The following is a 25,672-nucleotide window of genomic DNA, read 5'->3' as shown; positions in this document are numbered from 1 at the left end:
CGGCGCTTGAGGAATGGATCACTTGGCGACAACGGGAATTTTAATGGTAAAGGCCGTTCCTTTCCCCGGCTCACTGTCCACCATGATATCCCCTCCATGTTTTTTGATGATGTCGTAGGAGATACTGAGGCCGAGGCCGGTTCCTTGGCCCACTTCCTTGGTGGTGAAAAACGGCTCGAATATTCGGGCAAGGTTTTCCGGCGCAATTCCGCAGCCGGTGTCGGCAATGGAAACAAAAATCCAGCCGTTATCCTCCTGCGTTGAAATTGTTATGTCACCTTTTTTGTCGATCGCCTGGCAGGCGTTGATCAGAAAGTTCAGGAAAACCTGATTGAGTTGACGGGGATGGCAAATGGTCAGGGGCAGTTCGCCATACCGTTTGTGCACATTCGCTTTGTACTTCAGCTCATTGCCGATGATATTGATGGTTTCGTCAAGACACTGGTTGATATCGGCCGGCTGCCGTTCCGCTTCGTCAACCCTGGAAAACCCTTTCAACCCCTGGACAATTTTGTTGACCCGTTCGACCCCGTCCAGGGATTCCCTGATTAAATCCCTCACATCCTCCATGATATAGTCTATCTTGAATTTTTCCCGTTGCTCCAAGGCAAACTCCGCACGATCATCTCGCAGTTCCCGGGTTAAAAAATTTATATAGTCCAGCAAGTTACCGGTATATCTGGCCAGGGTGGCGAGATTACTGGCGACAAAGCCCACCGGGTTGTTGATCTCGTGCGCCACCCCCGCCGCCAGCTGGCCGATGGATGCCATTTTTTCCCGCTGCAGCATCAGGGACTGGGCCGCTTTCAGTTCACCATGGGCCTGTTCAAGTTCACTATTCCTTTCCCGCAGCTGCCGGTTGGCGTCAACGAGTTTTTCCTCGGCCTCCTTGCGGTCGCTGATGTCGCGGTAATCCTCGACAATCCCGAGAAAGTCCCCCTCCGGAGAAAGAAATGGGGTGGCCGTGACGATACAATACAATCTCGTGCCGTCCGACCGCGTTTTTTCCACCTCGTATTCAATCCGCTCCCTTGAGGCGAAGACCAGGGACAGAGAGCAGTTTTCCGTATGGCATTGTTCGCCGGTGAAAATTTCAAAACATTTCCGTCCGACAATATCCTTTTCTCCCAATCCCACCATCTTCTGAAATACCCGGTTGGCTCTGACAATGGTGAAATTTCGGTCAACCACCCGCATGCCGTCCGCCGAGGTATTGAAAATCTGATCCAGTTCGGCATGAGACATTGTAATCTGCTGCTCGATTTTTTTCCGACCGGTAATTTCCCGCTGCAATTGTTCATTGACCGCAAACAGCTCTCTGGTTCTCAGCCTGACCCGTTCCTCCAAAAATTCATTGGCCTTCTGCAATTCATCTTCAACCGCCAGCCTCGCCCTGTTTTCTTCCTGCAACTTCTCATTTCGTTCAAGCAGAAGAGCTTTTGCGGCATTGATGCGCCGGATGGTCTCGCTGGTAAGACGGATAACCAGCAGGACAAAAAAAGCTCCGCCAAAAAAAACAGCACTGGTGAGATACTCAAGCCCGGAAAGACGATTTGACAGCAACAGCACCAAAAAAACCACATAACCCGCGAGAAAGAAAACCATCAGGCCGGAGAGCGTTTTCCATTTCTTCAGGAGATCCGGCGGGACGTCCTTATTCTTAACATTCAGGAAGATCGATGCAGCGAGAAAAACCGCACCGACACCGACCAGAATCGACGGCAAAAGAAAAGGAATCGTCATCAGCACTACCGCTCCTTTGAATGATTGTCAGCAAGTCCCGAATCAGCGTCTTCAAATACAAAAAGGCGGGAATTTTTCACCCTTGGTAAATTTGCAAAAAAACGCATGACGGTCCAGTGCGGCTGGTCATTGTTTTATCTTTCCTCCAGGCTGCCCGCGGCCCCGTTATTCCCGTCTTTCCCGTCAAGCACGGCTCGCACCGCTCGGGCCAACTCAATGAAGGTCAGCGGCTTCATCATCAGCCTGCCGATCCCCAGTTCCCGCGCCCGCTCTTCGGTCATTCTCTCGCTGAATCCGGTGCACATGAGCACCGGCAGATCGGCGCGTATCTCTCTGACTGCCGCGACCAGGTCCTCTCCGGTCATGCCGGGCATATACATATCCGTAAGCAGCAGATCAAAGTTTTGCGGCGCGGAAAGAAAGGCATCGCGAGCTCCGGCGCAATCGGTGAAGGAAATCACCTGGTAGCCAAGGCTCGCCAGGATTCTTTTTTCAACCATGATCACGGCCTCCTCGTCGTCGACAAGCAGAATCCGTTCAGTGCCGAAGGGGATCTGGACGGGGCCGGCCGCCTCGACGCCCGAAGAACGGTCGACCTCCACCACCGGCAGATAGACATGAAAGGTTGTGCCGCGGCCCACCTCGCTGTAAACGGTGATGGTGCCGCCGATCCCCTCGACAATGCCGTGCACCACGGCAAGGCCGAGACCGGTCCCCTCGCCCTTGCCCTTGGTGGTGAAATACGGCTCGAAGATTCTCTCCAGCACAGTCGTTTCCATGCCGGTGCCGGTGTCGCTCACCGTGAAACGCAGGTAGGGGCCGGGGGCAAGGACGATTTTACTCTGCACGTCCACGTCCGTCAGTTCAACCGGATCAAGGGCGACCTCCAGCACCCCGCCTTTGTCCCGCATGGCGTGATAGGCGTTGGTGCAGAGATTCATCACCATCTGGTGAATATGGGAAGGATCGGCAATGATCTGGCCGCAGCTCTCGTCAATCCTCTGGCGCATCTCAATATTGGCGGGAATACCGGAGCGCAGCAGCTTGAGCGCCTCCTTGACGACGCTCTGGGCCTGGAGAGGATGGTACTCCTGCTCGCTCCTGCGGCTGAAAGTGAGAATCTGCCGGACCAATTCCCGCGCCCGGCCGCAACCCTGGAGAACCTGGGTCAGATCCCCGACCACGGGCGATTCCGGCGGCAGCTGGGCACGGGCCAGTTCGGTGAAACCGAGAATGCCGCTGAGGATATTGTTGAAGTCATGGGCGATGCCGCCGGCCAGGGTGCCGATGGCCTCCATCTTCTGCGCCTGGCGCAGCTGCCGCTCAAGGCTCAGATTTTCCGTGATGTCCTTGGCGCAGTGGACGAGCCCCACCACCTCGCCGTTGTCGCCGACAATGGGCGCCGCGGAAACGGCGAAGGATCTGCGAAGATTTTCATGCTCGATGACGGCGGAGTGGATCCGTTTTTCGGCAAAGGCCTGCAGCTCCGGGCAGCCCGGGCAGGGGCTCATGATCCCCCGGAACACCTCGTAGCAGTATTTGCCGACAATATCCTGCTCGCTGCCGCCGAAGGCCGCGCAACCCGCCCGGTTGATCCGGGTGATGCGCATGTCGTCATTCTGGATGGTGATGATGTCGCCGATGGCGTCAAAGGTCTTGTCAAGTTCGTCCCTCGACTTCCTGATTTGCCGACTGGACTCATGCAGGGCCGTATCACGCCGGCGCAGCAGCACAGAAGTCCAGCCGATGCAGGTCATGCCGAGCAGCAGGAGAAGGCCGTGGGCAATGAAGGCGGAGCGGTCATGCACGGCCCAGCCCTCCTCGAACAGGGCCATGGGCACCAGCACGCTGACGCCGCCCAGCAGGTCGCCTTCTTTCAGGTTCAGGTCGGGCCGGCGTAAAATGCAGCCATGGGTGACATGGACCGGGATCATGAAGCGCAAGGACGGGGCGCCCTCCTGCTCAACAAACTCGCTCACCTCGCTTTGCCCGGCCTGGAGGGCCGCCAGGGCCTTCTTTTCCCAGGAGTCAGGGGTCTCGCCCGCGTCCCGCGGCTGCAAGGTCTTGATGGCCGCTTGAATAAGCGTTTCGCCGGAGGCCGCCTGATGCACATCCGCCAGCAGACGCAGGGGCTCGACCAGGGTGCAGATTGCGCCGTCAACGGCGCGGATTTCCCGGTCCCGAAAGGACGCCGGGCCGGGATCCGGGATGACGGCATCGGTGACCTTGCGATACAGGGCGGTGTCGCAGAAATAATTACGAAACAGCAACTCTTCGCCGGCGGTGGTCCTCGCCACGGACACGGCCATGTCGCGGGTACCTTCTCTGTTATGCCGGATATCGACCAGCAGGGTCACCAGCAGAAGCGAGGCGAGTCCGAAAAACTGGATTGAGATGATGCCCGAAAGCCGGGAGAAAAAAGATTTTGCCATGGAGACTTTCCCTTCTTGTTGTTTCTTCCCATTTTATTTCCTTGTATTTTACAATAAGGGCAGTTCTCCTGTCTGTCGGGAAACCTTGACGGTTTCGTAAAAAAACATAAAACCTCAACACAACGGCGCAAAGGCAATAGTCGGCATACCCCTGCCGGCTGTCCTGTCGAGAAAGGGTTCCCGGCCCCGGCCTGCCGCCTATTCGACGCTGATGACGCCGTGCCGGATGGCGAACTTGACCAGGGCGGTGATGTCCCGGACGCCGAGCTTCTGCATGATACGGCTCCGGTAGGTTTCGACCGTCTTGGGGGACAGGGCGAGCTTTTCGGCGATGACCGCGCTGGAAGCGCCGTTCACGACAAGATGCAGAACCTGCCGCTCCCGGCAGCTCAGCTGTTCCAACGGCGACCTTCTCCCGGAGCGGACAATTTCGGAAAGGACGTTTGTGTCTATTTTATCGCTCAGATACGGTATATTGCAGTAAGCGGCCCGGATGGCGTCAACCAGCTCCCGGCCGACGGACTCCTTCAGCACGTAACCGCGAGCGCCGGCGGACAGGGCCTGAAATACATGCTCACAGGTCGCGTGGACGGAGAGGATCACCACCCCTATCCTTGGGAAACGCCGCATGATCTCGCGGGTGGCCTCGATGCCGTTCAAATCCGGCATGGAGATGTCCATGACGATCACGTCGGGCTGGTGTTTCTCGGCCATGCCCAGGGCGGCAAGACCGCTTGCCGCCTCGGCCGCCACTTCAAATCCAGCCACATCGGCAAGAAGACGGCGCAGTCCCTCGCGGACAATGGCATGATCATCCACAATAGCGATACGCACCTTCATAACTTCACCTCAGCCAGGACACTGACACCGCGTCCCGGCCTGGAATCAAACCGCAAGCTGCCGCCGACGGCTTTCATCCGCTCTCGCATGGATATGATCCCCATGCCGCCCCCGTTGTTCTCATCGACATCCGATGCAACAACCCCCCTGCCGTTGTCCGTTATCTCCAGCAGAAGAATTTTCCCGGCGACATGGCAATGAATTTCCACCTCTTTTGCCTCTGAATATTTCGCGACATTGGTCAGGGACTCCTGCGCGACCCGAAAAAGAGCCATTTCCATCACTATGGGAAATCGCGGCAGATCCTGAACAAATACCTTCACATCAATCCCTGTTCTCCGCGAAAAAAGTTCGCCATACCAGCGCAGGGCCGCGCCGAGACCATAATCATCCAGTATCGGCGGCCGAAGCTCCGCCATGATGTCCCGCACCTGCCCGGTCATTTCCTCAAGCAGAGTGATGGAGTCGGACAAACGCGTGGCCAGGGAAGAATCGGGGGCAAGCAGACCACTTTTTTCCAGAATACTGAGATTGATGTTCAGGGCGGTGAGCTGCTGGCCCAACTTGTCATGCAGTTCACGGGCGATCTGCTTCCTGTTGTCCTCCTCCATCTCGACCAGGCGGCGTGAAAGATGCCGCAGCCTCGTCTTTTTTTGGGCAAGGCGGCTTTCCGCCAGCTTGCGAGCCGTGATGTCATTGTAGGAGATGATGACCCGTTGATAGTTTTCTTCAAAACCGGGCACCACGTTCCAGCGCATGATGCCGTAAAGTTCGGTGCCGGAGAGGTGATTGAGGATGATTTCCTGTTCAAAAGAGGTGTGGCCGCCGCCGATGGCGGCGAGCGCCGCGACGGTCATGGCCGGGGTTTTGGGACCGATGATCAGGGAAAGTCCGTCGATCATTTCCTGCCGGGCGGCGGCCCCGAACATCTGCAGGGCGGCCTGGTTGACCTCGGAAATGGCCAGCCGGGACAGACAGGCATTAATCTCGCCGGGATTCTCCCTGAAAAACCCTTCATAATCGGCGACGGCCTTTCCGGGCAGGACGCCGAGATAATCCTTGATGCCGGAAAAATCCGCTACGGCGATGACGCAGGGCGAGTTTTCAAAAAGGGTACGGTAGTTGGCCTCGCTTTCCCTGAGCGCCCGCGCCGTCCTTTCCCGTTCGCTCACATCGTAGCCCACCTCCAGGGCGCCGATGATCTCCCCCTGTTCGTCGCGGACCGGCGCGGTGACCACCTCGATAAACCGGTCCCCCGGCAGCAGCCGGAGATAGGTGTGGTTTTCCCCGTCAATCAAGGCGTCTCTTGCCTTGCAGACATCACAGATCCGCTCCTTTCCCTTCCTTGCCCCGTCATCGGCGTACTGCCCCCAGAGGTCGTAACAGTATCCGCCGCGCGCCGTTTCGCTGTCAAGACCGACGAGCCGCTCCATGGCCCGATTCAAGCGTAATACCCGCATATCTTTATCAAGAGAAGCGAGAAAAAAAGGGGCTGAATCAAAAATCCGCTGCAACTCCTCCTGCAGACAGCGCAGGTCCTTTTCCGTTCTGGTCAGGGCCGCGACATGGGTGGCGATCCTGTCATTTTTCCCCCGCAACAGCACGACATGGCCAACCAGCAACGAACCGAACAAAAAAACGCCTCCCGGCACCAGCCAGACAAAGAGACTTTGCCGGGCCGCCATAAAATTCCCACACGGCAAATACATGACGCGCCATGTCCTGGTTCCCACCTCGATTTCATGGCTGATCCGCATCCGGTCCCGGAAGAAATCGAGGGACGGGTCCGGGGGAACATCAGCCGGGCAATGACCGCAACGATCCGAGGCGAGAAGCCGCGGCCGGCCGGGGTCCGTGACATCATAGAGAAAAATACTGAGATCGGAATGGGTGGCCTTGTTCAACACATGGGCCAGCAGGTCTCCGGCCCGGAAAACTCCCAGAAAAAAACCCTCGATCCTCTCTGCCTGGGGCTTGCCGTCTGCCGGATTTTCATCCAGGTACAGCGGGGAGAAGAGCAGAAATGCCCGTTGATCCCCTCTCTCCAGCACATGCCGGATGGCGCCGCTCGCCACGATCTTGCCCGTTTCCCGTGCTTTCGCCAGGGCCTCGCGCCGGACCGGCTCCGAGGCCAGATCAAAGCCCACTGCCGCCTCTCGGCCGGTATAGGGCGTCAGAAAAAAGACCGGGAAATATTCCGCCCGTTCCCCGGCCCGCCGGAAATTGCCCGTTTTGTCCAACTCCTTAATCTGATCCCCGGGAAATGCTTCCCGCCGCAGGCGCTGTTCAAAGCCCTCTCTTTCCGGCCCGGGAACCCTTGGCGCCCACGCCAGGCCATCGAGAAAACAATTCCGCGCCAGAAAAGGCCGCAGAAAATCATTAAAATGAAGGGAGCCGAAATGATCCGTCACGCCACGCCAACCCTCCAAAAAACGGAAGGTGTGGAGGCAATGCTCCAGGACATGCTCAAGATTCCCGGTGACAACCGAGGCCCGATACTGCAGGTCCGCACGTTGCCGCCTCATTTCGTTTGCATGCAGCAGCAGATAAATCCCGCCGCTGAGCAGGGCCGGCAACAGAAAACCGCAGACCACCACAACAATAAATTTCTTTCGGCCGGGAAATGAACTGTTATTCCCCTTCAGGTTATTTTTTTTCAAAATCTCCATTCGCGAGAACTCTCTTTTCGGCGGCATACTACGACATGTCATACTCATAATGAGGAATTACAGGATGCTCGGCATTTTTTTGTCGTTCCCCATAAAAAAAAGATACCACAATTGCTGCATGAATGTGGTAATATTTTATTTTATAACAGTTCGTCACCCCATGGCGAAAAATACTTTCCGCCATGGGGCACCTGCACGGCAGCGGAACGGCAGTGCGCAAGCCGCCCGGATGGAATGACGGATTAAAGGGGACAGTGCAGCAAAACGACTGAACTTCCCTGGTAATAAAACCCCAATAAGGCTGTCCATGCTCACCAACACGACAATTCTGGTTGTCGATGACGACCAGCCGCTCCGCAATATCGCCTGCCGCTGGCTTGAGGGAGCGGGATATCGCTCTTTAACCGCCGGCAGCGGCAACGAGGCCCTTGCTCTTTTTGACGCGCAGCATGTTCCCCTGATTCTGCTGGACATCGTCATGCCGGAAATGTCTGGGTTGGAAGTCCTGCAAAGACTGCGCGAAAAAGACAAAAATACCGCTGTCATCATGATTACGGGTATCGATGATCCGCATCTTGCCAAAAAGGCGATGGAACTGGGCATCCACGGCTATCTGATAAAGCCCTTTGAAAAAAACGAGTTGCTGATTTATGTGGAACACGCACTGCGCCGCATGGAACTTGAAAGAAAAAACAGCGTATACCGAGATTCACTGGAACAGCAGGTGCGGGAACGAACCGAGAATCTCGAACGGGCCTGCAAAGAGCTCAAATCCTCCCAGGAACAACTGCTTCATCAGGAAAGACTTGCCACCATCGGCCATCTTGCCGCCGGGGTGGCGCATGAAATCAACAACCCCACCGGTTACATCGGCAGCAACCTCGGCACGCTGTCGAAATATCTGGGACGCATCAATGAATACCACCGGCTTTTCACTGACTGCCTCCCGTTGCTGCCGGAAGAACAACGCGCCGCGCTGCTGCTGGAAAAGAAAAGACTCAAAATTGATTTTCTCCTGGAAGACAGCAGGGAAGTCATTGCAGACAGCCTTGAAGGGGTGGAAAAAATAAGTAGAATCGTTGCAGGGTTGAAGTCGTTCAGCCGGAAAGGACAGGACTGCTGCGGCAACGTCAACATTAACGATTGCCTGGAAAACGCGCTCACCGTGGCCTGGAATGAATTGAAGTACAAGGCTGATGTGAAAAAGGAATACGGCGACATCCCCCTGATCAGCTGTTACCCGAACCAGATAGGCCAGGTATTCGTCAACCTGCTGGTCAATGCCGCGCACGCCATAGAAGGCCGGGGCACGATAACCATCCGCACCTTCCGGGGAAACGACCATCTGTCCGTCGCGATCAGCGATACCGGTTGCGGCATCGCGCCACCACTCAGGGAAAAGATATTCGAACCGTTCTTCACCACCAAAAAAGATGGGCTGGGCACCGGCCTGGGGCTGAGCATCGTCCGGGAGATCATCGGCAGGCACAAAGGAGAAATTTCCCTGGAAAGCGAGGAGGGCAAGGGGACGACGTTCACGGTACACCTGCCTGTTCCCCGGACATGCTGATCAGCGGGTTCCAGCTTCCCCCGCCCTTCCTCTTTTGCCTTGCCGGACGTTTTCCAGCTATCCTTTCAAAAACGCCTCCGCCTCATCGACATCGAGCTTGCTGCCGATAATCAACGGCACCCGCTGGTGCAGATCAGTGGGTTCGATATCAAGAATGTTGATGCCGTCATCGGTGATGGCGCGGCCGCCGGCCTGCTCGATAAGCATGGCAAAGGGGGCTGCTTCATAAAGCAGTCGCAGCTTGCCGTAAGGCTTTTTCGAATCTTTGCTGTCCCTGGGATAGGCGAAGATGCCGCCGGAGATGAGATTGCGGTGAAAGTCGGCCACCAGGGAACCGATGTAGCGACAGCTGTAGGGCCGCTTTTTTTCCTTGTCTTCTTCTTTAAGCGAGTCAATGTAGCGCCGTACGTTCTCCGGCCAATATTTGCTGTTTCCTTCATTGACACTGAGATACTTGCTGCGCGGAGGCGTCCGGATATCCGGGTGGGAGAGGTAGAATTCACCGACGCTGGGGTCAAGGGTAAATCCCTGCACCCCTTCGCCGGTGGTGAAAACCATCATGGTGCTGGAACCGTAAAGAATGTAACCGGCCGCCACCTGGTCCCGCCCCTTCTGCAGCAGATCCTCCCTGCCGCCCTGGCCGCCGCTTGAACGCCGCCGGTGCACGGAAAAAATGGTGCCGATATTAACATTGACATCGATATTGGTGGAGCCGTCCAGGGGATCAAAGGCCAGGGTATATTTCCCTTCATAGCCGTCATCCACGGGAATGATATCCTCTTCTTCCTCGGAAGTCATCACGCAGAGATAGCCGCTGCGCGCCATTCTTTTCTTGATGGTGTTATTGGCGAATTCATCAAGTTTCTGGACCTTTTCCCCCTGGATATTGATCTTGCCGGACATGCCGAGCACGTCGGCCAGCCCTGCCATGTTGACTTCGGCGGAAATGGTCTTGCCGGCAACGATCAGCTCATTCAAGAGTCCGGAAAGATCACCGGTTGCCTCAGGGTGCAGACGCTGACTGTCAACGATATGCCGGATAACGGTTATGCCGAGAGGTTTATTCATTTTTTCCCCCGCTAGGTAGTGAATTGACTGGGATAGAGGTTAAATAGTTCATCAGGACTCGCTTGAGGTGTTGCTCTGTTCACGTTCTATTGTTACCATGGCCTTCTCAACCATTCAACCATTTAGGAGCCGTTCGAAAATAACCTTTTCATTGTCGGGCATTTCGGAGAAAACAATCACGCCATGTCGCGCCCAATTGCCGTCAGCTTCTTTGTCGCGTCGGGCGTCTATCTGATTTTAAGCTGTTCCACCTATTTTACCGGCGCGGCGCTGGACAATGGGGTGAACCCCAGGGTGGTGGCGGTGCGTCTCGCCCTGCTTTTCCTGCTGCCCGGCCTTGCCTGGACGGTTTATAACCGGTACGATTCCGCCAGATCAAGATAAAAACGGCCCTCCTCCGGTCTGTTGTGCTTGATGCAGCCGTTGCCGTAGATACGGCATTTGTGAATCAGTTCCTGGCGGGCGAGGCCTCGTTGGGCTTCGGTCAATTGAGGATTGTGCAGCACCTTGACAATGGCCCGGATGCGGAACCGGTCCATGCCCATCCGGTACTGGACGGACACCTGATCAGGCCGCCCCCCGTGCTTCACGGTGAGCGGTTCGCCGATCTTGAGAAAAGGCAGGGTGACGGCGGCCCGCAGCCACAGATCGTAGTCCTCGCAACAGGGCAGTTCCTCGTCAAACAAACCGACGGTATCGAAAAACTCCCGACGCACCATGACGGTGGACATCCCGACCACACAGAGAGGAAGGCATTGGGCAAAAATAAGTCCTTCCGGCCTGGCATGTTTTTTCTTTTGATTGAGCAGCTCACCCCGCCGGTACCAGATCTCGTCGGTATGGGAGATGAGCAGGTCGGGGCGGGCCTCCATGGCCGCGACCTGGATGGCAAGTTTCTCCGGCACGAATCGGTCATCCGAGTCGAGAAAGGCAACAAACGGCGCGGAAGACGCACTGATACCCGTATTGCGCGCTGCGGACGGTCCCCGATTTTCCCGGCGAATCACCCGCAGTGCGGCGCCATAGCCGGCGAGCAGGCGCGGGGTATCGTCGGTTGAGCCGTCATCGACGACAATCAGTTCAAAATCAGACAGCGACTGGGACAACACCGAATCAACGGCCTTGCCGAGCAATCGTGCCCGGTTCCAAGTGGGGATGATGACGGAAACCCGAGGGCACGCGCCGGCTGTCATTTTTCCAACCCGCAAGCCGAAATCAATAATCCGCGATCAATCAAGATAAACGATCTCTCCGCCATATTCGGTGACCTCGACATCATCCTCCAGGGTGCGCAATCGAAGACCGCCATCATCATCAATGCCGACCACCCGCGCTTCAAACTGGGGCCGCAGCTGCACATCATAGCCGAAAAGCACCCGGCGCCCGATGGAATCACTGAGACTGCGCCACCGATCAAGCAGAGGCGACCCCGCCATTGCCGGCAACAACTCCCCCTCGGCGAGCAGGTGTTCCTCCCGGCGGCAGAGCAGCCCGATATTCCAGGCAAATTTCGCCAACAGATCGGTAATCAAAAGTTGCAGATCAAGTTCGCGACCGAGGAGCCTTGCCATGGAAACAGCCATGTTTTCCAGTTCCGGCGGGAAATGACGGTTATTGACATTCAGGCCGGCGCCGATCAGAATGTACTCCTCCCCGAACTCCTTGCCGTAAAACGTTTCCAGCAAAATGCCCGCCGCCTTTCTGCCGCCGACATGGACATCATTCACCCATTTTATATGGGCATCAAGCCCGAAATTCCTCATGGTTTCACAACAGGCGACGCCGGCGGCCAGCGGCAGCAGCCGGGAAATCTCGGGCAGCAGGGTGTTGACCAGGACCATGGTCATCCAGACCCCGCCCGGCGGCGCATGCCAGTATCGCTGGAAACGCCCCTTGCCGCCGGTCAGGGTTTCAGCCAGGATCACCATGCCGCTCGGGAAGGAACGCCGCTGTTTTTCATAACCGTCAATGATGCGGCGGGCCTCATCCATCCCCCGGTCCAGACGGGGGAATGGGTGTATGAGCGAGCCGACGATGGCTCCGTAGCGGAAAACGGCGCGCACCTCGTTTTCCGGCAGGTGACGGCAGCGGGCGGGAATTTCGTGGGTGGTGATATAGCTGTGAACAGCAGCAGGAGTGGGAAACGGGGACTGTGGATGATCAGCGGATTTCAATTTTCAATTGCCAATTATTCAGCATCAATTGATACCTACTCCCATTCCGCCTTGACGCGGGTGATGATTTTTTCAATGAGAGGAAGCTTTTCCGGCGGACAGATGCCGACCAGAGGTTCACCCTGTTCAAGCGAAACACCGGGCTGAAAATAAACGGAATGAATGATGCCCGGGGTTCCCTGGTAATAGACCGGGGTATCACGTTTCATCAGGGACATGGTAAAGAGTTCGTCACCCGGTTTGACGGAAACGGATCGCTGGCCGAACTTTTCAATCCTGGCCTGTATCTCCATGGCGAAAAAGTATTTGGCCCTTTCCGGTGCGACAAAGGGCAGCAAAACCTTGCGGAGAATCTGCTCAATAATTTCCCGTTTCTTCAAAGGGTGTTTGATGGTAAGGACCTTTTCACCTGCCTCGACGAACTGTCCTTCGAGATCATCCCGGATAAAGGAAACAACCCCGTTGGACGTGGAGAGAATCGGCTTGTTGTTCCGTTCGCGGGTGAGAACGCAAAGCTTGGTGCCGGGTATATGATGCCATTTGCCGGTGGTGCCCTCGACCTTGTCGCCCAGCTTCACATGAAAGCGAACCTGGCCGGTATGGGACGCGCAAATATCCACATACCCATAGGGATCGGAACGGTATACCCGCAACACTTCATCGTAATCTATTTCATCTTCCAGCATTTTCTCGTCTCGCTCGTCTTACTGGTCTCACTGGTCTCACTGGTCTCACTGGTCGGACTAATAAGACCAGTAAGACTAACGAGACCAGTGAGACTAACGGTAATACAAATTTCTGCCGCCCATGGTCAGAAGCGCCTTATGCAGGTTGCGTCTGAACTCCCTTCTGTCCCAGAGCCCATGCACATGCCCTCGCTTCAGGGCATTCTTGGCGCTGTGATAGCCGGGCGGGATATCATCGCCGGTTGTATCGCGGATAACCCGCGGGCCGGCAAAGCCGATGCGGCAGGAACGGATGGCAAACTGATAATACGAGCATCCCAGAAAGCTCGCCACCGGTCCGGCATAGGAGTTATTGTCATAAACAACGATATAAAGACCGCCGGAATCCACATACTCCCTCACCGCCATGGTACACTTGGGCATCTGCACCACTCCCAGGGTTCCTTCCTGAATACGGATGCCGCCGGTTGTATGGACATAGGCAAGCAACGGTCTGCGCTTCAGCTTGGCCAGTTCACAGGCCCGCACGAATTTTTCGCCCTCGGCCGAGCCCACCGTGCCGTTACGGAAGTCGCTGTACAACATGGCGACCACCACATCAACGTCCATGACCTTGGCCTCAAAGGTGATGATGGCGCTCCGCCGGCCAGTTTTTTTCCTGGCGGCATCAATGCGCTGCTCAAATCCGGGAGAGGCCAGCGGATTCCCGGAGGCAATATCCCCATTAAACTCCTTGATGGAGTCCCTCTCAAACAAATGCTTCAAATACCACTGATATTCGAGAGGAAAATGGTGCCCGCATGTTTCACAGACGCCGCAGAATTCACCATAGAGGTCAGGAACCCAGAGATCCTTGCAGCCGTACTTCGCGGCATTGGGGCAGGTGACGGTCCTGTCTTCATTGGCCAGCGGGCTGGTATAGATGTCGCCGAATTCAAGGGCGACGCTCTGCTGGCCGGCAACAGGAACCCTGGACAGTCTGCCGTTCTGTTTGCTGGCAATAAAGTCATAGGCGGCGGCAATGGGAGCGGAAACCTGCTTGAGCAGCACCGAACCCTCGCCGGAAACATCCTTGATCACCTGCTTGACCTGCTTGTGCTGACTGCGCAGAATATCATAACGGAAGCTGTAATAGAGCTTGCTGGTCCCCTTTTTCACATTATGAAAAAAGTCGGCGAAAGGGGTTGATTTCTCGCGGAACCCGCCCAGGGCCATTTCCCGGTACTTGCGGGAACGAAGATGCAGCAGGCGCTTTACCTCATCCTCATTAAGATCCCAGGACACATCAATGAGATGATCTTCGGGATTGATCTCCTCATGTTTTTTCAGTTTCAACTCATAGGCACGGAAGGCGCGCAGACTTTTGGTTTTCAGGACAACTTCATCCGTTGCCCGGATCATTTCGAATTTCACCCTTTTAAAAAAGGCGAAATCATCCCGTTTGGCCCCCAGGAGCGGCTCATCGATGATGCGGTCGATGGTCGCCAGTTTAAAATTATCCGCGGCCGTGATCCTGAGGCGCTTGGCGCAGGCTTCAACCAGTTCCGGAGGAGCCTTGTCGCCTTCCTTGACCTTGCCCTCGATGGCGGCCGCGCCTTCCGGCGAGATAACCGAGTAATAACCATGAGAAAACATCATGCGGTAATCAGAGAGGCCGATTGCCTCGGCGCCGCCGGAACCACCTTCGGAAATCACAGAAATCATCGGCACTCGCAGCTTGGTCATGGCGTAAAGGTTCCTTGCAATCTGCTGGCCCGCGCCGGGATAGTCCTCCACTGGAAATGATCCGGGGGTGAAAATATAAAAATGAATGGGGATCCCTTCCGTCTGGGCAACCTGCATGAACCGCAGCGCCTTTTCATTGCCCCAGGGCATACAGGAACCGCCGTTGCGGTATTCCTCGCCATGCCCCTTTTCCTGGCCGATGACCATGACCTGCTGGGTGAAATTCCTGTTTTTTACCCGGCGGACAATAGTCGCCTTGGCCGCCACCATGGAGGGATCAATACTTGCCTCGTCCTCGCCTCCCAGTTCGGTGAAATCGTCATAGACATTTTCAAGAATATCCTGCAGGGTGAAACGGAGCGGACTGCGGACAATACGCACCCTTTCCATGGGGGAAAGATTTTCCTCGCACCGCTGCTCAAGAAAGGAGATGCTTTCCTCCAGAGTCCGCACCTGCTTCTGCAGCTCATCCTCGGCAACGTCGTAGAATGAGTTTTTGATATTTTCAAGCTTCTCCTGCAGACCGGCCAGGTTGCCCCATTCCATGCCATCCCTGATCTGGATCAGATAGGTAATGCGTTCCGCACATTTGAGAAGGCGTTTTCGTAAGTCTTCCATTAAAATGTCAATAAATTATCTATATTATCTTTAAGATAGGCGAGATTGGTCAGAATCGGATCTCCCGCCCCGTTTTTCCCTTCGATGAATACCTCATTGAGAAACTTCCGGCCCCGCTCCTTGGCCTCATCGAATGAATCCCCCCAGACAATGGCCAGCGCCAGGTTGGGGTCATAATCACTCGGGATGACATAGGGGCGGTCAAAAGGCACGTGGGTATAGACATCGGCCCATTCATGACGGGGAAATTCAAACCTGGAAATGGTTCCTATCCAGGGGGCGAAACCGCGACGGGTATCCTCCGCCACAATCCTGAATTCGATACTGGCCCCGCCGAACTCAACTTTCTTCTGGTTGTAGCCGATCCGGGCGCCCAGGGCGAGACGAATCTGCTCCCGGATCAGATTGGGCTGTTTCTTGTCGATGAAGCTGATGCGGGCGGAAACGTCATTCTCCACCTGAATGCGGGTATTGACCTCGAGCAGGTACGGCTGGCCGCCGCGGGAGACAATCCATTCCCAGGTGCCGACATTGTCGTAGCGCACATGGGCGGCAAGCTTTAACGAATAATGAACGATTTTGTCAAGGACATCTTTTGCATTGAACTCGTATGCAAAGCAGCCGTCGTCAAAACCGGGCGCCGCCTCCAGCCGTTTCTGTCGTCCGGTGCTCTGAATGGTACAGTTCCTGGTGCCGAAATGAATCCTTTCCCCATGCCGGCTGCAAACCAGCTGAACTTCCAGGTGATTGTAATCCCGCAGACGCTGTTCAATCAGCACGCCGCTGTCACCGAACTGGCGTTTGGCGTAATTCTGTACCTGGCGGTACGTTCGCCTGAATTCATCGATGCGGGTCACCTCTTCAATACCCATACCGCCGCCGCCGGCAGCGGCCTTGACCAGAATGGACGGATTCTTGATTTTCTGGGCCCGTTGATCATCAAGAAGTCGAGCGGCGATATCCTCCGCTTCCATTTCGTTGTAGATCGGCCCATCCGTGCCGGGAATAGTGGGAATGCCGAGGCGGTTGGCCACCCGCTTGGTATTTATTTTGTCGCCGAGATCGCGGATGACGTCCCATTTGGGACCGATAAAGGTAAGAGGCCGTTCGCGGATGGTCACCCTTCTGGCAAAACGGAAATCCTCGGAAAAAAAACCGTACCCGGGATGAATGGCGGTACAACCCGTATGATCGGCAACGGAGAGAATGTCATTGGGATCGGTATAACTTGCCACGCGCCAGGCGCGCTTGGAGGGTCCGACCTCCTGAATATAGGGATTGACATGCTCGGAGGCCTTGTCCGCTTCGGTATAGATCACGACAAAGTCAAGTCCCAGGTCCTGACAGGCCCTGGCAATCCTGATGGCGATCTCACCCCTGTTGGCTATAAGAACTTTTTCTTTCAAACTATGAACCTGAACCGGTATGGCCGGTATGGAGATTATGCACGTCCGTCATTCAGTTGTTGATTTTATTCTAGGCAGCAAGCGAATGTTTGACAAATCTCTTAACCCGCTTAATGTATTGGGAAACGAATATATTCTCTTCTCAGAACAGATTGTTGGTGTATTATACTCTTTTTTATTTCGGATGCCTACTCAAAGAAAAATGCTTATACATATTTCGCTTCGGCCCGTCAATTTTTTTTCTTGACATAAATGGCCTTTTCCCTTAGCCAGTAAGGAAAATGAGCGTTCTTGCGAAATTGCCAACCACAGATCCAAAAAACTTATGAAACATACCAATGGACAAAGATCAACCTCCTGCTGAATCGAACCAGTCCCTGCTTCGTCGACTTCTCCAATTTTCACGACTCACCACCCAACCCGACACCGCCGAAGACCTGGAGCAGGAAATCCAGGAACTGATCGAAGAAGGTGAAGAACAGGGGCTCATCTCCAGCCACGAAGGTCAGATGATCAGCTCCATCTTCGAATTCCGCGGCACCTTCACCAGGGAAATCATGACCCCGGCGACCGATATCGTCAGCGCGCCGGTAACCGCCTCGGCCTGCGACATCATCAAGCTCATCAAAAGCAAGGGGTACAGCCGCATTCCCATCTATGAACAAAGCCCGGACAACATCATCGGCTTTCTTCATGCCAAGCAACTGCTCACCTGCTCGACGGAAAACGGCCTGCCCTCCATCCGCGAAATGCTCAATCCTCCGGTTTTTGTCAAGGAGGAAGACAAAATCGTTTCCCTGCTGCTCGACTTCCAGACCCAGAAACGCCACATGGCCTTTGTCACCGACGAGTTCGGCGGCATCCGCGGCCTGGTGACCATGGAAGACATCCTGGAAGAAATCGTCGGCGAAATTGCCGATGAAACCGACATGCAGATCGAGGAATGGCAGGTTGTCAATGACACGACCGTTATCACCTCCGCCAAGGTCGACATTGAAAAAATCGAGGAATTCTTTGACCTCGAATTCCCGGAAGGGACCTATGAATCGGTGGGCGGCTTTATCATCAACCAGCTCGACCGCATTCCGGAAAACGGCGAGCAGACCACCTTCGGCCCGCTCACCTTTACCGTGCTTTCCGCCAGCAAGCGGCGCATCAGAAGTGTCAAGATAGAGAAAAACAACGGCTGATCGCGCGAGCCGAAATTTCATCCGACAACAGACCTCCGAAACAGATGACATCGATACCATTTTACGGGCGGCAGTCTCCCCTCCCGGAAGCATATAGACGTTTGCCGTTTTTTATCATGAGTGCGATGCTGCTTTGGCTTGCCTCTCCGGGTCCGGGTTTTTCAGCGCTGGCCTGGTTCGCCCTGATCCCACTGATAATCGGCTGTTCGGGGATTTTACCGCGGCAGGCCGCCCTGTTCGGTTTTACGGCCGGACTCCTCTACTATCTCCTCATGCTCTACTGGGTCGTCATCTCGCTTTCCACCTACGGCAACCTGCCCTGGTGGCTCTGCGCCATCGCCCTGATCCTGCTTGCCGCCTACATGAGTCTGTATCTCGCTTTTTTCTGCGCCGGTCTCAGCTGGTCCATGCGGACAACCGCACCGGTCTGGATCGGCCCGCTGCTCTGGGTGGCCCTTGATTACGTCCGTGGTTTTCTATTCAGCGGCTTTCCATGGCAGGATGCGGGATACACCCAGTTCTCCAACAGCCTCTTGATCCAAACAGCCGATCTGGCCGGGCACCACGGCATCACCTTTCTCCTTGTCCTGACCAACTGCCTCCTCGCAACGCTTCTTTTGCCGACGCCAAAGAAACGCGCATGGCGCGGCAAAACCCTCCTTCAGTGCGGCAGCGCTTTTGCCTTGCTTGGCGCGGCCTTTTTTTATTCATCGCTCCGGCTCGAAAATATCACGGCCGACATGGCAACCGCCCCGCGGCATCAGGTAACGGTAGTCCAGGGCAATATTGATCAGAACCAGAAGTGGCTGCCGGAAAACCAGCAAGACACGGTTGAACACTATATCAACTTGAGCGTCGAGGAGGCGAAGCGGCACAAGTCCCGGCTGGTCATCTGGCCGGAAACCGCCATGCCCTTCTATCCCCCGACGAGTCACCTCTTTCCCGAACTGCTGAACCGCACCGTGTTCAGCCATGACTTTTCGCTGCTCGCCGGCGCCCCCTATTTTGTTGACAGCGACGGCACGAAAGAATTTTACAACAGCGCCATGCTGATCCGCCCGGACGCGTCGCGCTCCATTTATTTCAAACAGCATCTTGTTCCCTTCGGCGAATATATCCCTTTGAGCGACGTCCTGCCGTTGCCCGGCCCGGTGGTTCAGACAGTGGGCAATTTTTCCCGGGGCCGCAGCGCCGAGCCCCTTGTTGACGGCAATGCCCGCCTCGGCATCCTCATCTGTTTTGAATCAATCTTTCCCGATCTTGCCCGCCGGACGGTGCAAGGCGGGGCAAACCTGCTGGTCAACATCACCAATGACGCATGGTTCGGCCGATCAAGCGCCTCCATTCAGCACCTGTCCATGGCAGTGCTGCGTGCCGTGGAAAATCGCCGCAGCCTGGCACGAGCCGCCAATACGGGAATCAGCTGCTTTATCGACCCCGCCGGCCGGATCAGCGGACAGACCCCGCTTTTTGTTGCCGCAAAAGAAAGCGCCGACCTCCCCCTGCTGATGCAGCCGGCGTTCTTCACCCGCACCGGCCACCTTTTCCCCGTTCTTTGCCTATTTCTGTTGATTCCCCTGGCAATCCTGATACGCAAAGGGCGAAAAACGACTCCGCTTTCCTGAACGCAATCCGTCCCACCAGCAGGCGGAGTTTTTCTTGGCGCATTTTCAATTTTCGTGTATATGAAAAGATTCAGTGCGGTTTTTATAAATCCATTCCTTACTCATCATTCCGTATAAAAAGAAAAGATATGTCAGCAGAACTGAAACAGCAACTTTACGAAATTCAAACAAGGCTGCTCGCCTTAAAGGAGCATCTTTGAATTAGCCGACAAAAGAGAAAAGCTCGAAGAACTCGAGGCGCTGAGCGCTCATCCCGATTTCTGGAATGACATCCCCAAGGCCAGGAAAATCCAGCAGGAAATAGGTAAACTGCAGTATCCCATTGAAGGATGGGAAGATCTGCATCAGATGATGGAAGACGCCGAAATTCTGCTTGAGCTCGCCATTGACGAAAAAGACGCGGAAACCGAGAAGGAGGCGACCCAGACCCTTGACCTTCTTGACGACAAAATGTCCGCCTTTGAACTGGAATGCATGTTCACCGGCGAGCACGACGAGAACAACGCCATGCTCACCATTCATGCAGGCGCCGGCGGGACCGAGGCACAGGACTGGACCGATATCCTCCTGCGCATGTATCTGCGCTGGGCCGAGCAGAAAGGTTTCACCACCGACATTCTTGATCTGCAGTCCGGCGATGAGGCGGGGGTAAAAAGCGTTACCATCATGGTCAAAGGCCGCTACGCATACGGCTATCTGCGTTCGGAGATGGGCATCCACCGCCTGGTGCGCATTTCTCCTTTTGATGCGGGCGGCAGGCGGCACACCTCTTTTGCCTCGGTGTTCATCTTCCCGGAACTTGACGACACCATCGAAGTGGAAATCAATGAAAAGGATCTGCGCATCGACACTTACCGGGCAAGCGGCGCCGGCGGCCAGCATGTCAACAAGACAAGCTCCGCCATCCGCATCACCCATCTGCCGACCAACATCGTTGTTCAGTGCCAGAATGAGCGATCCCAGCACCGCAACAAGGACACGGCGATGAAAATGCTCAAGGCGCGGCTCTACGAAAGGGAGAAGTCCCTGCAACAGGAGCAACGGGAAGACCTGGGCGGCGAGAAGAAGGAAATTGCCTGGGGCAGCCAGATCAGATCCTATGTCATGCAACCTTACCGACTGATCAAGGATCATCGTACCGGCCAGGAAAGCGGCAATGTCGACGCGGTGATGGACGGCAATCTCGATCCGTTTATCAAGGCCTATCTTCTGTGGCAGAAATAGTCAAGTCAACGTTTCCCGTTGGCTCACGTATCGCCCCAAAAGAGCTTTCATCGCAATCAAACTGTCGGCAAGCCAGTCAGGAGTCGAAAAAATTGAATCAAGATACCAATTCCTTTTTCTGACGCCTGCCGCGGCCACACACAATTGCGATGAAAGCCGACCGAAATGAGATTGCCCGCCTTGCCGAATCATGCGCCAAATGCGGGGCATGCACCTCGGTTTGCCCTGTTTACCAGGTGACGGGGCGGGAATCTCTGACCGCCAGGGGCCGGCTGCATCTCTTGAGCCGGCTTGCCTCTCCCCGCTCCGCCGCTTACGGCTCAATCTTCTCCGCCTGCCTTCTTTGCGGCGCCTGCAGCGATGCCTGCCCACGCAACATCGACACGCTTTCCCTCATCATCCAGGCCCGGGATGAAATTCCCGCGTATGCCCAGTGTCATTATGCGGAAAAGCTTCTTGCCAGAAAAACGCTGGCATCGCCGCTTCTGCTGGAAAAAATTTCACGACTCGGCAAAAATCTTGCCGGCCTCCTGCCCTCGACAAGCGGCCTGCGGCATAAACTGTTCCTGCTCGGCGACGATGCGTTCCCGGAACGCGGCGAACCATTCCCCACCCCGGCAAGGTGCGATTCATCTCCGCCCACCGTCAGCTACTTCAGCGGCTGCCTGGCCCGCTATCTTAACCCGGATATCCACGCCGCCACCGGGTTTCTTACCCAAAAATTTGCCGGCAGCAGCCTGCTTGCCCCCGAAGAGCAGCACTGCTGCGGACTTGCTTCTTTTTCCTCGGGAAAAATCGAGGAGGCCCGAGAACTGGCGCGAAAAAATATCGCTGCTTTTGCCGATCACTCCCTGCCCATTCTCACCTCCTGCGCCTCCTGCTACAGCCACTTACGCTCCTATCCAAAGCTCCTGGAGGATGACAACCACTGGGCCGGCAAGGCCGCGGACTTTGCCGGCAGGCTAGAGGAATTTTCCTCCTTTTTCCTGAAATACACCGAACGCCTGCCGGAAAAGAAGCCCGCCGGTCCAACCGGCAGCCGGTCCGCAATTTTTTACCACGATCCGTGCCACCTCCGCTTCGGCCCGGACAAAATCCTGACTCAGCCCAGGGAGCTCATCCGACAACTTACAGGGACAAAACCGATGGAAGCGGCCGCCGGCCCTCACTGCTGCGGACAGGGAGGCCTCTTTCACCTGGCACACCCTGATCTTTCGCAAAAAATCCTCTCCGGCGCCATGGCAAATTTCATGAAACTATCCGCCAAGCAAATTGTCACTACCTGCAGCGGCTGCCTTCTCCAATTACGTCAGGGCACAGGCAGCAGTGGACAAGACAAGGAGGTGCTTCACCTCGCCGTCTTGCTGGCCCGAGTTGCAGCCAGGCGCGAAAAAGGCTGAACTCCACGCTCTTCTTTTTTAAGCGGTTTCAAAATAACAGTTGAAAATTATTAGAATATCATGAACAATTATCCCCATTATGTCTTGCTTTTCCCCCTGTTAAATTCATTTTAGGAGGTGTTATGCGATTACAATCTTTTTTTCTCTTCACGCTTCTCGCTTTGCTTACGGCCGCCCTGCCTGCCCGCGCCGAGGTTGACTGGGAATCCACCGCATCTTTTAAGTCAGGCACCACCCCTCTTGATCTGGCCAGTTCCCTGAACGGCAAATACGTCTTTGTCCTCAGCAAGGGGATGGTGAACATTTACGCCAATGACGGGCAGCTCCAAGGCAGTATTGCCGTTGATCCTGCTTTCAACCGGATAGCCGTTTCCGGTCTTGACCTGGCCAACCTGGAGGACAAAATCTTCTTAAGCAGTGACACCAGCGGACAGGTTCAGGAGATAAGCTATTCCTTCATCGTCAAAATCGACACCACCGGTGCCCCCTTCCTCGGCGCCCCGAATGCACCTGTCACCCTGGTTGTTTTCAGTGATTTCCAGTGCCCCTACTGCGCCCGCCTGGCTCCCGTTTTTGAAGAGATTCTCGTCAAGAACCCGGATACCGTGAAAATCGCCTACAAGCATTTCCCCCTGCGTGGTCACAAGGAGGCCACCCCGGCGGCCATTGCCGCTGTCGCCGCCCACAAGCAGGGCAAATTCTGGCAGTATCACGATTCTCTTTTTCAAAATATGCAGCAGCTCAGTCCCCAGAAATTTCAGGAAATCGCCACATCGCTTCAGCTGAACATGGAACAGTTCAATAAAGACATGGCTGATCCGCAATCCATGGCCATCATCGGCAAGGACCAGCAGGAAGGTGTCGGGATCGGCGTCAAAGGCACCCCTTCGCTTTTTGTCAACGGCAGAACGGCCAAGGACAGAAGCGTCGCCGGCCTGCAAAAGATGATCGATGAAGAGCTGGCCAAAATTAAGGCAGGGAAATAACGGCACATGGCAAAGACAGCAGCGCAGCTGGAGTTGTCGTTTGCCGACAATGAAGCAGCCCGCCTGCTTTACGGCGACCTGAACCGGAATCTGCAGGCCATTGAAAAGTCGGCGGGCGTCACGGTCAAGGCCCGGGGAACAACCCTGACCATATCGGGCCTTGACCATGCAGTTGCCGCCACCGCCACCACATTAAACCAGCTCTATGACCTGATCGTTACCGGCTACCCGGTCTATCCCGCCGATGTTGCCTATGCCCTGCGGATCATGGAGCGCTCTCCCCGGGCCAATCTCAAGGAAATATTTCTGGACCAGGTCTACATCACGGCCAAACAGCGGATTGTTTCCCCCAAAAGCATCAACCAGAAGCTCTATATCGAGGCCATTCGCAACAACGACATTGCCTTCGGCATCGGCCCGGCCGGTACCGGAAAAACATATCTGGCGGTGGCCATGGCCATTGCCGCCTACAGCGCGGATCAGGTCAAATCGATTATCCTCACTCGACCGGCGGTCGAGGCGGGTGAAAATCTCGGTTTTCTGCCCGGGGATCTGGTGGAAAAGATCAATCCCTATCTTCGCCCTCTCCATGACGCCTTAAATGACATGCTGGGCCGGGAAAAGGCCAAGGATCTGATCGAACGGGAAATCATAGAAATCGCCCCCCTGGCCTTCATGCGCGGCAGAACCTTGAACAACGCCTTCGTCATCCTTGACGAAGCCCAGAACACCACCCCTGAACAAATGAAAATGTTTCTGACCCGTCTCGGCTTCAGTTCAAAAGCGGTCATCACCGGGGATATCACCCAGATCGACCTGCCTCATGAACGCGGCTCCGGCCTTATCCATGCGGCACGAATACTCCAGAAAGTCAAAGGCATCTCCTTCAGCTATTTCACCGATGTCGACGTGGTGCGCCATCCCCTGGTGCAGCAGATCATCCGGGCCTACGAGAAGGCGGGCAAGGGTCACTCAAACAAGGACAAAGGCCATGCCCGTTCTGGTGACAACAGAAATTGATCAGCTCTCCTGTTCATTGCGGCAAATGGAAAAAACAGCGGAAACGCTGCTTGCGCACACGGGAAGGAACGACTATGAACTGAGCATTCTGCTGGTTGACGACCGCAGAATGACCGAATTAAATTCCTCCTACCGCGGGAAACATACGCCCACCAATGTCCTCTCCTTCCCCATGCTGGACCCTGATGATGAAGAGGAGAACGGAATGCCGCGGCTGCTTGGCGATATCGTCATTTCACTTGACACGGCGGAACGGGAAGCGACGGAAACGGGCAGGAGCCTCGACGATTATCTGGCCGTCCTCTTGGTGCACGGCTATGTCCATCTCCTGGGCTTTGACCACGAACAGGGGGAGGAAGAAGAAGCCGGCATGCGCGCCATGGAAAAAAAATTTCTTGATTTGCTGGCAGTGCCAGGCCGCGGAATGACACCGCTTGGAGAATGATGAGGTGCACCGTTGATGCATGCCCGGCTTACAACCTTCCAGAATCAGGACGACTCAACGATTAACGATTTTACAAATTTATTTTTGCACTTGGAGAAGAAAAGGAAATGGCAAAACTAGCAATCAATGTCGACCACGTTGCCACCCTGAGACAGGCCAGAGGAATCACCGAACCAGACCCGGTGCTGGCCGCCGGCATCTGTGAACTTGCCGGGGCGGCAGGCATTGTCGTCCACCTGCGCGAAGACCGACGCCACATCCAGGACCGGGATGTAAAAATCCTGCGCGAGACGGTAAAAACCAAGTTGAATCTGGAAATGGGCGCGGCCGAGGAAATCATCGCCATTGCCCTCCAGGTGAAACCGGACATGGTGACCCTGGTCCCGGAAAAAAGAGCCGAACTGACCACCGAAGGAGGTCTTGACGTGGCAGGCCAACAGGAACACCTGACCAAAGTCATCGATCGCATGACGAATGCGTCGATACCGGTCAGCCTCTTCATCGATCCTGATTCCGCCCAGATTATTGCGGCAAAAAAAGCAGGGGCCGCCTTTGTCGAGATCCATACCGGCCGCTACAGCGACGCAATAACGGAAGAAGAGGCAAACAGGGAATTTGCCATGATTGCCGCTGCAGTGGATGAGGCCCATGCGGCCGGACTGCGAATCAATGCCGGCCACGGACTCAATTACCTCAACACGGCCCGGATTGCACGGCTGGGAAAAATCGAAGAACTGAGCATCGGCCATGCGATCATGGCCAGGGCGATATTTGTCGGACTTGACCAGGCGGTGCGGGAGATGCTGGCTCTCATCCCTTAAAAACCGGCCCCGACTCAGGCTTTCCGGTAT

20 protein-coding genes are annotated in these 25,672 nt (G+C 55.5%); 10 read left to right on the top strand and 10 right to left on the bottom strand.

Annotated elements, in window-relative coordinates; all coding sequences use genetic code 11:
• Nucleotides 1-18: 18 nt before the first annotated feature.
• From BM485_06460 to BM485_06445, 4 genes are all read right to left on the bottom strand, one after another.
• A complete protein-coding gene (locus BM485_06460) occupies nt 19-1,749 on the bottom strand; it encodes a hypothetical protein (GenBank protein OKY75972.1) in 1,731 nt (576 codons plus the stop codon).
• 128 nt (nt 1,750-1,877) lie between these two features.
• Complete coding sequence (locus BM485_06455; GenBank protein OKY75971.1) at nt 1,878-4,175, bottom strand: hypothetical protein; 2,298 nt, start codon at nt 4,173-4,175, stop codon at nt 1,878-1,880.
• 198 nt (nt 4,176-4,373) lie between these two features.
• A complete protein-coding gene (locus tag BM485_06450; protein OKY75970.1) occupies nt 4,374-5,015 on the bottom strand; it encodes a DNA-binding response regulator in 642 nt (213 codons plus the stop codon).
• On the bottom strand, nt 5,012-7,684 hold the full coding sequence (locus BM485_06445) for a hypothetical protein (protein OKY75969.1): 2,673 nt from the start codon (nt 7,682-7,684) through the stop codon (nt 5,012-5,014). The genes BM485_06450 and BM485_06445 overlap by 4 nt, the downstream gene beginning before the upstream one ends.
• A 307-nt stretch (nt 7,685-7,991) precedes the next feature.
• Here BM485_06445 and BM485_06440 point away from each other — a divergent pair, with 307 nt between their 5' ends.
• Complete coding sequence (locus BM485_06440) at nt 7,992-9,254, top strand: hypothetical protein (protein ID OKY75968.1); 1,263 nt, start codon at nt 7,992-7,994, stop codon at nt 9,252-9,254.
• Between the two features lie 57 nt (nt 9,255-9,311).
• Here the strand turns inward: BM485_06440 and BM485_06435 are convergent, their stop codons facing one another.
• Nucleotides 9,312-10,322 (bottom strand): fructose-bisphosphatase, encoded by a 1,011-nt coding sequence (locus tag BM485_06435; protein ID OKY75967.1) that lies wholly within the window; start codon nt 10,320-10,322, stop codon nt 9,312-9,314.
• A gap of 183 nt (nt 10,323-10,505) precedes the next feature.
• Here BM485_06435 and BM485_06430 point away from each other — a divergent pair, with 183 nt between their 5' ends.
• Nucleotides 10,506-10,706, top strand: coding sequence for a hypothetical protein (locus tag BM485_06430; protein OKY75966.1), 201 nt, complete (start codon nt 10,506-10,508; stop codon nt 10,704-10,706).
• On the opposite strand, the gene BM485_06425 is transcribed toward BM485_06430, so the two are convergent.
• The 5 genes from BM485_06425 to BM485_06405 form a co-directional block, all read right to left on the bottom strand.
• Entirely contained in the window at nt 10,673-11,515 is an 843-nt protein-coding gene (locus tag BM485_06425; GenBank protein ID OKY75965.1) for a glycosyl transferase family A, read from the bottom strand. The genes BM485_06430 and BM485_06425 overlap by 34 nt on opposite strands.
• Before the next feature lie 36 nt (nt 11,516-11,551).
• Nucleotides 11,552-12,385: a biotin--[acetyl-CoA-carboxylase] ligase gene (locus BM485_06420; GenBank protein ID OKY75964.1), complete on the bottom strand. Its 834-nt coding sequence runs from the start codon at nt 12,383-12,385 to the stop codon at nt 11,552-11,554.
• Nucleotides 12,386-12,531: 146 nt separating this feature from the next.
• Entirely contained in the window at nt 12,532-13,182 is a 651-nt protein-coding gene (locus tag BM485_06415) for a hypothetical protein (GenBank protein OKY75963.1), read from the bottom strand.
• A 93-nt stretch (nt 13,183-13,275) separates the two neighbouring features.
• A complete protein-coding gene (locus tag BM485_06410; protein ID OKY75962.1) occupies nt 13,276-15,525 on the bottom strand; it encodes an acetyl-CoA carboxylase carboxyl transferase subunit alpha/beta in 2,250 nt (749 codons plus the stop codon).
• Nucleotides 15,525-16,931: an acetyl-CoA carboxylase biotin carboxylase subunit gene (locus BM485_06405; GenBank protein OKY75961.1), complete on the bottom strand. Its 1,407-nt coding sequence runs from the start codon at nt 16,929-16,931 to the stop codon at nt 15,525-15,527. The genes BM485_06410 and BM485_06405 overlap by 1 nt, the downstream gene beginning before the upstream one ends.
• A 338-nt stretch (nt 16,932-17,269) precedes the next feature.
• On the opposite strand from BM485_06405, the gene BM485_06400 reads away from it, so the two are divergent.
• The 8 genes from BM485_06400 (at nt 17,270) to BM485_06365 (ending at nt 25,642) form a co-directional block, all read left to right on the top strand.
• Complete coding sequence (locus BM485_06400; protein ID OKY75960.1) at nt 17,270-18,121, top strand: hypothetical protein; 852 nt, start codon at nt 17,270-17,272, stop codon at nt 18,119-18,121.
• 116 nt (nt 18,122-18,237) lie between these two features.
• Nucleotides 18,238-19,746 (top strand): apolipoprotein N-acyltransferase, encoded by a 1,509-nt coding sequence (locus BM485_06395; protein ID OKY75959.1) that lies wholly within the window; start codon nt 18,238-18,240, stop codon nt 19,744-19,746.
• A gap of 192 nt (nt 19,747-19,938) precedes the next feature.
• Complete coding sequence (locus BM485_06390) at nt 19,939-20,970, top strand: peptide chain release factor 2 (GenBank protein ID OKY75958.1); 1,032 nt, start codon at nt 19,939-19,941, stop codon at nt 20,968-20,970.
• Between the two features lie 149 nt (nt 20,971-21,119).
• A complete protein-coding gene (locus BM485_06385; GenBank protein ID OKY75957.1) occupies nt 21,120-22,370 on the top strand; it encodes a hypothetical protein in 1,251 nt (416 codons plus the stop codon).
• Between the two features lie 122 nt (nt 22,371-22,492).
• Entirely contained in the window at nt 22,493-23,356 is an 864-nt protein-coding gene (locus BM485_06380) for a hypothetical protein (GenBank protein OKY75956.1), read from the top strand.
• 6 nt (nt 23,357-23,362) lie between these two features.
• Entirely contained in the window at nt 23,363-24,376 is a 1,014-nt protein-coding gene (locus tag BM485_06375) for a phosphate starvation-inducible protein PhoH (protein ID OKY75955.1), read from the top strand.
• 25 nt (nt 24,377-24,401) lie between these two features.
• Entirely contained in the window at nt 24,402-24,821 is a 420-nt protein-coding gene (locus BM485_06370; protein OKY76006.1) for an rRNA maturation RNase YbeY, read from the top strand.
• Between the two features lie 107 nt (nt 24,822-24,928).
• On the top strand, nt 24,929-25,642 hold the full coding sequence (locus tag BM485_06365) for a pyridoxine 5'-phosphate synthase (GenBank protein OKY75954.1): 714 nt from the start codon (nt 24,929-24,931) through the stop codon (nt 25,640-25,642).
• The last annotated feature ends 30 nt before the right edge of the window (nt 25,643-25,672 follow it).

Source organism: Desulfobulbaceae bacterium DB1 (assembly GCA_001914235.1).
Taxonomy (GTDB): domain Bacteria; phylum Desulfobacterota; class Desulfobulbia; order Desulfobulbales; family SURF-16; genus DB1.
Note: the sequence above shows the minus strand (reverse complement) of the source record. Positions and strands in the feature narration are given on the sequence as shown.

Bases quoted from the DNA above. Each gene is read 5' to 3' on its own strand.
- BM485_06440 (OKY75968.1), top strand. From the start codon at position 7,992: ATGCTCACCAACACGACAATTCTGGTTGTCGATGACGACCAGCCGCTC.
- BM485_06430 (OKY75966.1), top strand. From the start codon at position 10,506: ATGTCGCGCCCAATTGCCGTCAGCTTCTTTGTCGCGTCGGGCGTCTAT.
- BM485_06380 (OKY75956.1), top strand. From the start codon at position 22,493: ATGCGATTACAATCTTTTTTTCTCTTCACGCTTCTCGCTTTGCTTACG.
- BM485_06435 (OKY75967.1), bottom strand. From the start codon at position 10,322: ATGAATAAACCTCTCGGCATAACCGTTATCCGGCATATCGTTGACAGT.
- BM485_06370 (OKY76006.1), top strand. From the start codon at position 24,402: ATGGAAAAAACAGCGGAAACGCTGCTTGCGCACACGGGAAGGAACGAC.
- BM485_06425 (OKY75965.1), bottom strand. From the start codon at position 11,515: ATGACAGCCGGCGCGTGCCCTCGGGTTTCCGTCATCATCCCCACTTGG.
- BM485_06385 (OKY75957.1), top strand. From the start codon at position 21,120: ATGAAAGCCGACCGAAATGAGATTGCCCGCCTTGCCGAATCATGCGCC.
- BM485_06410 (OKY75962.1), bottom strand. From the start codon at position 15,525: ATGGAAGACTTACGAAAACGCCTTCTCAAATGTGCGGAACGCATTACC.
- BM485_06415 (OKY75963.1), bottom strand. From the start codon at position 13,182: ATGCTGGAAGATGAAATAGATTACGATGAAGTGTTGCGGGTATACCGT.
- BM485_06450 (OKY75970.1), bottom strand. From the start codon at position 5,015: ATGAAGGTGCGTATCGCTATTGTGGATGATCATGCCATTGTCCGCGAG.
- BM485_06395 (OKY75959.1), top strand. From the start codon at position 18,238: ATGAGTGCGATGCTGCTTTGGCTTGCCTCTCCGGGTCCGGGTTTTTCA.
- BM485_06365 (OKY75954.1), top strand. From the start codon at position 24,929: ATGGCAAAACTAGCAATCAATGTCGACCACGTTGCCACCCTGAGACAG.
- BM485_06445 (OKY75969.1), bottom strand. From the start codon at position 7,684: ATGGAGATTTTGAAAAAAAATAACCTGAAGGGGAATAACAGTTCATTT.
- BM485_06455 (OKY75971.1), bottom strand. From the start codon at position 4,175: ATGGCAAAATCTTTTTTCTCCCGGCTTTCGGGCATCATCTCAATCCAG.
- BM485_06400 (OKY75960.1), top strand. From the start codon at position 17,270: ATGGACAAAGATCAACCTCCTGCTGAATCGAACCAGTCCCTGCTTCGT.
- BM485_06375 (OKY75955.1), top strand. From the start codon at position 23,363: ATGGCAAAGACAGCAGCGCAGCTGGAGTTGTCGTTTGCCGACAATGAA.